9 protein-coding genes, 1 tRNA gene and 1 other RNA gene are annotated in these 13,004 nt (G+C 25.3%); 8 read left to right on the plus strand and 3 right to left on the minus strand.

All coding sequences use genetic code 4. From position 1 onward, the window contains the following. Positions 1-7: 7 nt before the first annotated feature. The 6 genes from smpB to trmB all read left to right on the plus strand — a co-directional run bounded on the left by smpB (position 8) and on the right by trmB (position 7,895). A complete protein-coding gene (gene smpB / locus AAHM97_RS00190) occupies positions 8-454 on the plus strand; it encodes an SsrA-binding protein SmpB (protein ID WP_342268953.1) in 447 nt (148 codons plus the stop codon). Between the two features lie 276 nt (positions 455-730). Then, complete coding sequence (mgtA, locus tag AAHM97_RS00195; protein WP_425288829.1) at positions 731-3,289, plus strand: magnesium-translocating P-type ATPase; 2,559 nt, start codon at positions 731-733, stop codon at positions 3,287-3,289. Positions 3,290-3,385: 96 nt separating this feature from the next. After that, positions 3,386-3,788, plus strand: a transfer-messenger RNA (tmRNA) gene (gene ssrA / locus AAHM97_RS00200). A gap of 201 nt (positions 3,789-3,989) precedes the next feature. Continuing rightward, positions 3,990-5,792, plus strand: a complete 1,803-nt coding sequence (locus AAHM97_RS00205) for an EAL domain-containing protein (protein ID WP_342268954.1) — start codon at positions 3,990-3,992, stop codon at positions 5,790-5,792. Positions 5,793-5,794: 2 nt separating this feature from the next. After that, positions 5,795-7,240 (plus strand): magnesium transporter, encoded by a 1,446-nt coding sequence (mgtE, locus tag AAHM97_RS00210; RefSeq protein ID WP_342268955.1) that lies wholly within the window; start codon positions 5,795-5,797, stop codon positions 7,238-7,240. A gap of 7 nt (positions 7,241-7,247) precedes the next feature. Further along, positions 7,248-7,895 carry a tRNA (guanosine(46)-N7)-methyltransferase TrmB gene (gene trmB / locus AAHM97_RS00215; RefSeq protein ID WP_342268956.1) on the plus strand — a complete coding sequence of 216 codons (648 nt, stop codon included), beginning with the start codon at positions 7,248-7,250 and terminating at the stop codon, positions 7,893-7,895. Between the two features lie 18 nt (positions 7,896-7,913). On the opposite strand, the gene purB is transcribed toward trmB, so the two are convergent. Next, positions 7,914-9,206 (minus strand): adenylosuccinate lyase, encoded by a 1,293-nt coding sequence (gene purB, locus AAHM97_RS00220; RefSeq protein ID WP_342268957.1) that lies wholly within the window; start codon positions 9,204-9,206, stop codon positions 7,914-7,916. A gap of 1 nt (position 9,207) precedes the next feature. Next, positions 9,208-10,500 (minus strand): adenylosuccinate synthase, encoded by a 1,293-nt coding sequence (locus tag AAHM97_RS00225; RefSeq protein WP_342268958.1) that lies wholly within the window; start codon positions 10,498-10,500, stop codon positions 9,208-9,210. Positions 10,501-10,673: 173 nt separating this feature from the next. Between AAHM97_RS00225 and AAHM97_RS00230 the strand changes: the two genes are divergently transcribed. Together AAHM97_RS00230 and AAHM97_RS00235 are read left to right on the plus strand one after the other, a co-directional pair. Continuing rightward, positions 10,674-10,747: transfer RNA gene (locus AAHM97_RS00230), tRNA-Gly, on the plus strand. 120 nt (positions 10,748-10,867) lie between these two features. Then, the gene (locus AAHM97_RS00235) at positions 10,868-11,611 is read left to right on the plus strand and encodes a DxFTY motif-containing membrane protein (protein ID WP_342268959.1); all 744 of its coding nucleotides are present in this window, start codon (positions 10,868-10,870) and stop codon (positions 11,609-11,611) included. Positions 11,612-11,763: 152 nt separating this feature from the next. Here AAHM97_RS00235 and AAHM97_RS00240 read toward each other — a convergent pair whose 3' ends face one another. Next, positions 11,764-12,894: an MBL fold metallo-hydrolase gene (locus tag AAHM97_RS00240; protein WP_342268960.1), complete on the minus strand. Its 1,131-nt coding sequence runs from the start codon at positions 12,892-12,894 to the stop codon at positions 11,764-11,766. Positions 12,895-13,004 lie beyond the last annotated feature (110 nt).

Genomic DNA, 13,004 nt, shown 5'->3' on the forward strand with positions numbered 1-13,004 from the left:
TGGAATTATGGGTAAATTAATCATAGCCCACAGAAAAAGAGCTAGTTTTGATTATGAAATTTTTGATAAATATGAAGCCGGTATAGTTTTATACGGTTCGGAAGTTAAATCAATTAGGTCTAATTCGGCATCTATAAACGAAGCTTTTGTAATTGTGAAAAATTTAGAATTATTTATTTTAAATATGAATATTGCAACATATAAATTTGCAACAAATAAATACTCCGAATTAGATCCAACTAGAACAAGAAAACTTCTACTTCACAAGAATGAAATAAAAAAAATATTTAAGAAAATTAAATTGGAAAAATTAACACTAATTCCTACGTCCATATATTTTGTTAATGGAAGAGTTAAAATGGAAATAGCACTTGGAAAAGGTAAGAAAAACTATGATAAGCGTGAAACAATTAAGAAAAGAGACGTTGAAAGAAGATTACAGAAAATTAAATAATATTTTTGTCACAAAATAACAAATTAAATAATATTATTGATATAATATTAGTATAGAGAATTGAGGCGATATTTATGATAGAACTCCCCGAATCGAAAGGCATTAAATAATATTTTTTGATTACTTCAAAAAATTTTGTAAATATAAATAATAATATAATAAGTATATAGTAAGGAAGAGTGAAATCGATGAAATATAAAAGTTGTAAATTCTGAGAATAATATTTGAAAAAAAGCTAGTAGTCAAACTATTGAGGAATTTAAATCAGAAAATAATATAAGGTATGTTGGCCTTAATGAAGTACAAGTGGAAAAAAATAGGGAGGAATTTGGAGATAATAAACAAACAAAAATAAAATTTAACTTTTTTGTAAGTATAATAAAAAATTATTTATCAATATTTAATATTATTTTATTAGTAATATATGCATTTAATGTATACCAATATTTTCAAAGTCCTGATATTATCGATCTTATTTCAATAATAATAATTTTTACTATGATTATTTTAAGTGGGTCAATAGGTTTTTTTCATGAGTATAATAATTATGTCATTACAAAAAGTATATTTGCAAAAAATAAAAGATTTGTTAAAGTAATTCGTAACACAGATATAGATTTTTATGATATATCTGAAGAAAATATAAATCAAATATCAAAGCAAACAGAAATAATCGATGCAGATGAATTAGTCATAGGTGATTTCGTTTACATAACAACCGGCGATGTTATCGAAGGGGATTTAAAAATTATTTTTGAAAACAATTTTTCCGTAATCCAGCCTTCATTATCAGGGGAGGTTTTTCCAGTAGACAAATCTATTTATAATAATAATGAAAATATGATCGATTATGAAAATATATGTTATGCCGGCACAACTGCTGCAACCGGATATGCAATAGCTGTTGTTATAGGGACTGGAAAAAGCACATATCAACTAAAAATAACAAATAGAATTAAAGATAAGCCTAAGAAGAGGTTATTTGATAAATACCTATTTAAGATAAGTTGTTTTATTGTGTCTTTTATAGCACTGATAACCCCTATTGTTTTTGGTATTACTAAAATTGAAGGAAACACGTGGGACTATTCTCTATTATATGCTGTATCGCTCGCTGTTGGTCTAACACCTGAAATGCTTCCAATTATTGTTGCCTTAAATCTTAAAAATGGCTTTAAAATATTAACAAAAAAATATAATTTTAATATTAAAACAATTAGTTCAATTCAAGCGCTAGGAGCAATTGATGTATTATGTATGGATAAAACAGGAACAATAACCGAAGGAGAAATTAGCCTTTGAAAATCATGTGATTACTACGGAAATAGAAATGACAATTTAAATGTTTATTCATTTATTAATTCTAATTACCAATCCGGATTTAAAAATCATATTGATAACGCCATTATTAAAAAATTAGATATCTATGAACCTAAAGTCAATGAAGTGAAAATCATAAAGGAAAAACCTTTTGATTTTAATAGAAAATTACTATCCTTGCTTGTTGAGTATAAGGATAAAAAAATCCAAATTACTAAAGGTGCTTCGGATGAGATTCTTGGTATAGTTGATAAAATTGAACTTAATGGATCTGTTGAGAAAATTCAAGATAAGCATATCAAAAAAATTGAGGAGGACATAATTAATTTTAATAGAAGTGGTTATCGAATTGTATGTGTTGCCACAAAGAGTGATAATAATAATATTGAAGAATCTAATTTAACATTCTTAGGATTTTTAATTTTTTTTGACAAACCAAAAAAAGAAACAAAAAAATTTATTCAACAGTTGGGTCAAAGACAAATAGATTATAAAATACTCACTGGAGATAGTGAGGTTATAACTAAGGAAATAGCTAAAATGTCAGATATAAAAATTAGGGGTTCAATATCTGGGGTAACTTTGGATAAAATGACAGATGAACAATTTAAGAATGCAGTAATCAATAATAATATTTTTTATAAACTAAACCCTCTCCTTAAATCAAAAATACTAACAACACTACAAGAATGTGGGAAAGTTGTCGGATTTATAGGTGATGGAATAAATGATGTCGCAGTTTTAAGGTCTTCTGATGTAGGAATATCCTTTAGAGATGCATCTGGCCCAGCACAAAACGCTGCTGATATTGTTATTGGAGGTAATGAGCTTGTAGATATTGATGAGAGTGTGATTAGAGGTAGGGAGGCATTATGTAATATTGTTAAATATATTAACATTACTATAGCATCAAATTTTGGTAACACAATAAGTATATTAATAGCAATTTTATGATTAAAGTTTACACCAATGCAACCTATACAAATATTAACACAGAATCTCCTATATGACCTAACACAATTTGCTCTTATATATGATAGAGTAGATAGTTCATTCACTAAGGTACCTAGGTCTATAGATCTAAAGCACATTATTAGATTTTCCTTAATAAGTGGCCCCGTTAGTTCTATATTTGATATTATTTGTTTTCTTATATTAACATATGTTTATAAATACACATTAAATACACCTAATCAAGACCAAAATATAGTTTTATTTAATTCATCTTGATTTATTGTTGGATTGTTAACACAAGCTGGTGTTGTGTTTATATTTAGAACAGAGTATAATAATTTATTTAAAACAAAACCTTGCTCCGCTCTCGTTATATCTAATATTTTTGTATTTGCCTTGGGTTTTATCATACCTTTCACCCCTGGAGTATCAGGATTATTTAGTATGGCACCGCCGTCTTACACATTTATATTTTTTGCATTAGGAATTATAATTTTTTATATATTATTATCCATGCTGGTAAAGTATATTTATATTAAGGTATTCGGTAGTGTGTGATAATATTTTCAAAAAAAATATCTTTTAGATATTTTTTTTATATTAAAAGAGTATAATAAATATGTTAGCATTTCTTCGTTAGTTTAATATAATAAAAATGGGGATGTCTTGGATTCGACAGAATATTGTCTGGGCATATACTGCAGTGGTTTGGTAGACCTTAATACTTCTAGGTTTGAATTAAACGCAAACGAAGAAAATGAAAAATTTGAAATGCCAGCATTTATGATCAATAACGCATCAGCTGGGGCAGCAATGCTTGCTTAATATCCTTTAGGATATTACACTCAAACTTAATCAAATGAGTCCCTTACTCGTTTGGTTCCGTAAAGCCTTAAGGGGTGGTTCTGTTATGGTAATTCGCAGTTCCGAGATTTATTACCAAAATTAATGATTTTTTTTCGTTCTCTTTAAAATTCATTAATTATCAAAAGAGAAATAAACTGTAGACGTTATGGTTGGAGTATTTTGGACGCGGGTTCGATTCCCGCCATCTCCACCATTTTTTTTATTTTTATAGTATAATTATATTATGATAGGTCAAAATATATTTATTTTGGTTAGTTTATTCGCATTAGTTTTTATGTTTATATACTGTTTTTCTTGAGCGCTTGTAAGGAATTATGTTTCTAAATATAGAAATTATTATTTTTTTATTTTAGGTGTCATTTTCTCTATTGGTATTATATTCACATGTTTTTTTATGGGCATATATAATTTAAATAATATATATGGCGATTTTATTTACTATATACCGATAATTGTGTACTTTACAGCCATTAGTTTTATTTCAGAAATAACAGCTGGAATTATATTAATTACAAACTTATTTTGCTTATTTTTCTTATATAAAATTTCATCATATTTTATTTATTTTTATCAACCATCTAATATAACAACAACCTTTGTAATTTGTTGTTATATAACAATCACATTAACAAGTGTTATAAAAAAATTCTTTAATAAATTTAAATTAAATGAATTGGAATTTATTTTAATCAATACATTAATATTATTGTTGACTTCAATGTTGTTTAAACTTATTTGAAAAGGTGAAAGATTTAACATAACATTTGTAATATTCTTTATTTTGTTATTATATTTATCTGCATTTTTGGCAATAATTATTGACTCAATATATTATCGCGCACTTAATTTGAGTAATATAGTTATCTATGATGAAAAGTATTATCTTAATCCTCAAAATATTTATTTAGGAATAATGCAATTTTTAAAATCTAATAAAACCAGACTTGGAATTTACTTCAATTTTTTCATCGCTGATTATGATGATTTCGAAAATAAAATGACTAATGAAATAAAAGAAGCAATTATAAATGACATAACTGAAACATTTTATAATGAAATAGAAAAAAATATTGAAAACAATAAAATATATTTAAGAGTGGATAGAAAGACGTATGGAGTGTTTATTGATATTTCTGATGAAATAAATAATATAAGAGAATATAATATTGACCCCCTTGATAACCTTGCAGAGGTAAATAGACTTAACAATATAATGGATAATATTATTACAAATTATAAAATCAAAAGTGTCCAAATAAAAATAAACCTAAAATCTATATATTCAATTTATGGAGTTGACAGTAGTGATATTGAGAAATTATTTAACTTAAACAATTGATATGTTGCTAATGAAAAAAAATTAATTGTTGGAAACTTTAAGCAAGCAAATATATTTGATTATAATAAAAATAAGAAACTTAAAAGAAAAATAATTGCCTTGGGTGACTTATTTAATATAAATGAAATTAATTTTTTATATAACCCAATATACAGCATCGGTAAAAAATTATTTACTGGGTATATTATAAATACATACTTTAGTGGGCGAAAAATAGTATTTTCAAAAGATGATGAGTTAGTTGTTAATGTAGATAAAGCTGGTTTGGGAACTATTCTTATGAGATACATTGCAAATAAACAACTTATATCTCTCAATGGAAATTGTCAAAAAGATATATTATATTTTATAAATTATGATACTTATGCTTTGTCTTCGAACGATTTTAATATCAATGAATTTAATCATAAATTATCAGATAATAATGTTAAAGGTTCATCGCTTGTTTTATTATTAAATCACAAAGCGGACGTAGATAGTGTAGATAACTTGAAAAAAAACATCAAGCAACTAAAGCAAAACAAAATCAGAACCTGTGTTAACGGTTTAGATTTAAATGATATCGATACAGCATTATTTAAGTATTTGAGTCCCGACTATGTAACAATTGATAATGAAAAGATTAATAGGTTTGGTGTTATAAAAGAAAAGGAAAAAATAATAAATTCACTAGTAAATTCTTTCTTAAAAATTAATTGTAATCTAATAATAACAAATGTAAGAAGATTTTCTGATTATGTTCTGCTCAAAAAAAATAGAATTAAATTTATCTCAGGCCCAATCATAGGAACAGATGAAAAACTTAACTCTAAAATTTCTAAGGATTTAAAAATACTCTTTGAGAAAGGAAGGGAATAATAATGGAAAATAAAAATGAAATATTACAATTAAGTGATAGTTTAAAAATTCTTGTTGATAATTCGGATTTTGACAAGATCAAACAGTTGGCAGCGGATTTTTATGCAATTGATTTTTCTGAAGCATTATCCTCATTAGATACAAAATATATTATAGTTGTTTTGAGAATTTTAGAAAGTAACAAAAGTTCAATAATATTTTCAGAATTTAATAATGAAGTTCAAAAAAATGTAGCTATGACCTTAAATGAGAAATGAATGGCTAAAATACTTGATGCCATGAATAGTGATGATGCAGCAGATATTATGGAAAATTTACCACCATATATTGTGAAAAAAATACTGGAAAAATCAAGTCCTGAAACTAAATATCAATTTAGCAAGTTATTGAATTATAAAGATGATACCGCTGGTGGAATAATGTCTGTTGATTATATAGTTCTCAGGGATAGTTTAAATGTAATAGATGCCTTGGAATTGATAAAGAAAAATTATAAAGACATAGAAAACACTAATACAACCGCATATTTTGTTGTTGATAAAAATAATGTACTTTGTGGGCTTGTTCACCTAGGTGAAATATTTTTTGCATCTGATATAAAAAAAATTAGGGATATTATGAATAATAATGTAATTTATGTTAATATTAACGATGACCAGGAAGTAGTTGCAAATAAAATGAAGAAATATGATATTCCATCAATTCCAGTTGTAAACAATGAAAATAAATTAATGGGAATTATAATGATTGATGATGTTTTGGATGTTATGTCAGAGGAAACAACGGAAGACATATATAAGCTGGGGGGAATTAATTATTTTGGAAAGGATAGTTATTTTTCACTCAGTATATTTAAAATAGTTAAGTCAAGACTGTTATCTATTTTTATGATACTCTTTATATCTACCTTATCTCAAATACTATTAACTATTTTTATAAACAAGGAATTTAATTCCAATAGTAAAAATTTGGATTATGTTATAACATTATTTATAACGCCATTGATTGTAGTTATATCATGTTCATCTGGAGCAATTGCTTCACAAACAACATTGTTAACAGTTAGAAGTATATCCTTAGATCAATTAAAAAGTAATAAATTTTTTGATATTGTTAGAAAAGAGATTATTATTGGTCTTTTATTTGGAATTATTGTAGCATTATTAAATTTTGTAAGATTAATAGTATTTTATGAAATTTACTATAGTGGTGATATTAACAAAAATTATATCTGGCTATCAATTTCAAGCATATCAATTTCAATAATACTTACAGTATTTATTTCAAATTTTATAGGTTGTATTATTCCGCTAACGGCAAAGTATTTAAAAAGGGATGCCGCTGTCTCTTCAATATTTTTATTGGAGACAATTGTAGATCTTATTTCAATTTTAATACTTTATGGCATTTCATACATATTTATATATAATATTGGAAACGGATTATAAATATTCTATGAGAATCAGGAAAAAAAAGTGAACAAAAAAATGATGGGAGGGAAATAACTCTTTATTATTAGAAAATTCATCAATTATTAATGATATTATATTAATTAAAAATAAAAGATTAAATTTAGAAATAGGGTGTGGTAAAGGTGATTTTATAATTAATAAAAGTGTTAATGAGAAAGACAATATTTTTATAGGGTTGGAAAAAGATCCTACCATTTTAGCTGTTGCTATGCGGAAGTTTAAGGAAAAAATAAATCCTGTAAATAATAATTTATATTTTTCAAATATTTTAGCCCAAAATATATCTGAATATTTTCCAAAAGAAAAATTTAAGAAAATATTTCTTAATTTTTCAGATCCATGACCAAAAAAACATCAGGCAAAGCGTAGATTAACACATATTAGTTTTTTAAAAATTTATTATAATTTATTAGTCAACGGTGGAACAATAGAATTTAAGACCGATAATGATAATTTATTTTTATTTACTATTGAGCAAGTGAAATTATTTGAGAATTTCTTAATTACTTACAAAACATCAGATCTGTATAGTGACACTTTTGAAATTGTTAATAATGTACAAACAGAATATGAAACAAAATTTTTAGAAAAAAATGTAAAAATTAAAAAAATGGTACTACAAAAATTATAGAATAAAACTTTAAATATTCTACTTAAGAACTCTTTTATATAATCTATCTACATTTTTTAGAAAAATATTAATATTTGCGATTTTATCTATATTAGAATTATTTATAAATTTTCCATTATTTTCTTCTTTAACAATATCTAGAAAATCTCTTTTTTCTTTTAGGCATTTATTTGAACAAACTTGTATAAAATCATATATTTCTTCACGAGAATGCTTTGTTGTTTTTATTATTTCCGTTAATAATATTTGCGAATAATATATTTTATTTGAGCTATCAATATTTTTCAACATTTGTTTTTTATCGATGTTTAAATTTGAAATAATTGAATTAAGTCTTCTTGTCATAAAGGTTGCAATATTTATTGAATCTGGTATTATAATTCTTTCATTAGAACTATGACTAATGTCGCGCTCGTGTCATAAAATATTATTTTCTAATGATATATTTGCATAACTCCTTAAAAGCCTTGCAAGTCCTGTAATATTCTCTGAACCAATTGGATTCTTCTTATGAGGCATTGAAGAAGAGCCTTTTTGCATAGCGGAAAAACCTTCGCTTACTTCACCTACATCACTTCTGTGCAATAATCTTATCTCGGTTGATATTTTTTCTAAAGTTGATGCATAATTTGCATAAGATAAGAATAGGCTTGCTAATCTATCTCTTTGGCTAACTTGTGTAGATATTAGGTCACACGGCATGTCTAAATGCTTTGCAACATATTCCTCTATCTCAATTTCTAGATTAGTAAAATTTCCCATTGAACCTGATATTTTTGTTACACAAACATCTAATATTGCCATGTCCAATCTTTTTTCTTGTCTGCGCAATTCATCATACCATAGTAAAAATTTGAGTCCAAATGATGTTGGTTCACCAAAAATTCCGTGACTTCTACCCATAATAAATGTATTTTTGTGCTCTAACGCCTTTTCCTTAATTGTTTCCATTAGTTTTTTAAGGTCTTTTTTATATACCTCATATGACTTTTTTATTAAAAAATTTTGAGACGTATCCACAATATCTGTAGATGTTAATCCTAAATGTATTCATTTTTTTTCCTCACCAAGTGATTCGCTGACCATCCTTGTAAAGGCTATTACATCGTGTTTAGTTAATTGTTCAATTTCTAACATTCTTTTTAAATTAATTTTTACATTTTTTTCAATTCTATCAAGATCTAAGGACGGAATGACATTTAGTTTATTTCAAGCTTTTAAAACTAAATGTTCTACTAATCATCAAGTTTTTATTATTGATAAATTAGATCAAAATTGCTCAATCTCTTTAATGGAATATCTTTCAATCATCTTAATCAAAACCTTTTTTATTTAAAACAGTTTGTTTTCTATCGCTACCAACAGAAAACCCAAGAATATCAACCTTACACAATTCAGAAATCTTATTTAAATAAATCTTAGCATTTTCTGGTAAGTCATCAAAACTTTTAACATTAGATATGTCTGTCATTCAACCCTTCATCTCTTCAAATACGGGTTCACATTTTGTAAACTGAGTATTAGATGCTGGCAGATAATCTATTTTTTTTCCATCCAATATATAAGAAGAACATATTTTTATAATTTCTTGGTCATCCAATACATCTAATAGTGTTATAAATAATTTATCAATGCCGCCTGTTCTTATTGCATATTTTAACGCAACAATATCTAGTCAACCAACTCTTCTGGGTCTCCCAGTATTAGAGCCATACTCGTTACCATTTTTTCTTATTATTTCAGCTTTTTCACCAGTTATTTCTGTTGGCATAGCACCAGCACCAACTCTTGTATTATAGGCCTTTGTTATACCAACAACTTTACTAATTAATTTTTTATGAATTCCTACACCGAGACTTACATTATTACCAGATGTATTTGAGCTTGTAACAAATGGATATGTACCGTGATCAATGTCTAACAATACACCCTGTGCCCCTTCAAAAAGAACTTTTTTGTTATCACGTATTGCTTTATCTATTATATATCCACAATCCAAAATATTGTTTTTCAAAAGTTCGAAATTATTAATTGCATTTATATAAACTTCATTAAAATTAAGGGGCTTATGGTTATATATTTTTGTTATAAGTTCATTGTGATAGTTAAACGCCTCCCTAAACAACTCTTCAAAATTTTTTTCAAAAAAATCACATATTCTTATTCCAAATCTGTTTGCTTTGTCAGAATATGTTGGACCTATGCCTCTCCCTGTGGTTCCTATTTTTCTTTCCTTTCGAGCATCTTCTTGGAGTTTATCCAATAATGTGTTAAATTCAAAAATTACATGAGCTCTGTCTGATATTCATAAATTTGATGTATCTATACTATCATCTCTCAATATCTTTATCTCAGCATTTACCTTTTCCAAGTTTATAACTGTTCCATTCCCAATTATATTCATCACATTAGGGTTTAATATTCCAGATGGAACAATTGTAACTTTATGCCTCACCCCATTATTTCATATTACGTGCCCAGCATTATCGCCTCCAGCAAACCTTACAACTAAATCAGCTTTTTGGGCAAAATAATCTGTTATTTTACCTTTTCCTTCATCGCCTCATTGGGTTCCTACTATTACCATCGTTTTATATTTATTCATTTCTGCTCCTTAATACTTTAATTATAATATATTATTTAGGTGAGAACAAACATATATGGGGTATATGTTTTTCTTTCTTAAAAAGTGTAATAATATAATAAATATTATAAAAAGCACTTTTTTTATTGAAATTACTGTAAAAAAATTGTAAAATATAATATGTAGATTTACTTGCGGGTGTAGTTTAATGGTAGAACTTCAGCCTTCCAAGCTGACTGTGAGGGTTCGATTCCCTTCACCCGCTCCATTCTGAAACAAATGATTAATAACTTCTATAAAAAGCATATTTTTTATGCTTTTTTTTAATTTTAATATTAAAATTAAAAGATAGTAAACATTGGTTATTTAGTAGATTTGTGGGGTTACTGTGAAAAAAGAAAATATAAAAGAAGCAATTTTAAATAATAGAGATTTTTTTGATAGCAGAACTGAATTCTGAAAAACCATTGTATACTGTCTTTCCGTTTCCTCCTTTATCGGTTTGCCATTATGAATTTTATTTTCAAATGATTTTATTGTTTTAGATTGATGATATTCTAAAAACTCAGTTCAGAAAATAAAATTATCATTGCTTTTTAATTTTTCTTTTTTTCTTTTTTCTCTTTCGATCAGTATATTATTTTATTATTTGAAATGAATAAAAGAAGACCTTATAATTTATTCTTGTTCTTTTAACAGTTTCATTATCACAAATAACATGAATAGTTATTGATTACCATTCACAAGTAATATAAGTGTATTTATAAGAATAATAATAGCTTTTGCAATAGCTTTTGCAATTTTATTTATATCAATTTTTTTAACAGGGTTTATGAAAAATTCTATGTTAAAATTTGAAGAATACAATGAAAGATTAGTTAAAGAATATAATGATGGATTAGTTTTGACCACAAAGAAAGGGTTTAGAATTGAAAAAAAAATTCTAGCAATAAATAAAAGAAAACAAAAACAAAAACAAAAACAATTAATCGAAGAGGAAGCTGAAAAAATAAGAAAAGCAGATTTAGAAAGTAAAATAGAAGATATTAAAAAAAGAATTACAGATAAGGATAACAACAAAATTAAAAAGGAAAAAACTAAAAAAAGTAAAAATAATAAAATAAAATTTTAATATTTAAAAATGATATATAAACATAAATAGATAATTAATGTTAACATATTCTGTAAATTAATTTTATAAGTTTATTTGAGTCAGTTACTAATTAGTATTAATATTTTTATTTTTAATATAATTTTACGGTAAATATTTAATTATAAATAATATTAGTCAATAATTAATTTATAAATATTTCATTTGTTAGACTCTTTACTCTGAAATGGTGTCTTATAGTGCCCAGGATACACTATAATATTGGTTTCATAATTAACTATATAATTTATTGATTGTTTAAATTCCATTAAATTAGTATATTTAAACTTATGCATTCCCACATCTTTATAAAATATTGTATCACCAACAAAAATACAATTTAATTCCTCTATATGATAAAAGGTGGTATCTGGTGTATGACCCTTGAAAATTTTTGGTTTGATTGTATAATTATTTAAGGTTATATCTTCATCGTTTTTAAAAAAATCAACCTTAAATTTTGGGAGCTGTTCAAAATCAAATCTATCAATTAAATCTTTTCTATATTCAAGAGCTTCTTTTGTTTTTCCATAGAGATACTCATAACTTATACGGTTAATTTTAAATATTATGTTCTTATCGTGGTTGTAAAGTTGTCTCAAACCTATTATATGATCAATGTGAAAATGCGTTATTAGGACATGTGTTATAATTATATTATTTATCTTAACATATTTTAAAATTCCACTAATAGAGCCTCCACAATCAATTAGGAAAGCTTTATTATTTCTGATTATCAAATATGAATTTTGGACATTAAATTTTTTATAAATAAAAGTCCATACACCATCAAATTTCATTTTTATGTTTGAGTACATATAAGTGTAAATTATAATAAATATTAACATCAGCGAGCACAATATTATTAATTCACAAATTTCAAATATATAAATTTTTAATAAACCATTACTAGTTAATTTGCTTTTAAATAAAAAGTTAGTTATTAATATCAATGTTAATATATACATAGATATACATATTGCTAATATAATTAGACCAATAGTTCTCAATTTTATTTTATTATTTTCATCCCTAATCTTAATATCAAATAATAATATTATTCCCCTCTTTTTATTTGAGAATTCATATAGCAAAATTATATTTATGATAAATGTGTATGCTAAAATCATTAAGTTAGATGATTTTAGGTGCTTATCTTTTTCAATTAAATAACATAAAATAAATATTAATGTATGAATAATTAGTGATAATGCTGAAATTCAAACAAATGATTTTCTATGTAGCTTTAAATTATCTTTTTGCATAAATATATTTTACATCAATATAATAATAAATAAGCATATTTAACAACCCATTAATGTGAATCGTTACGTATTGACAAAAAAATCATACTTATATTATGGTATAATTATTT

Source organism: Spiroplasma endosymbiont of Aspidapion aeneum (assembly GCF_964031045.1).
Classification (GTDB): Bacteria; Bacillota_I; Bacilli_A; order Mycoplasmatales; family Mycoplasmataceae.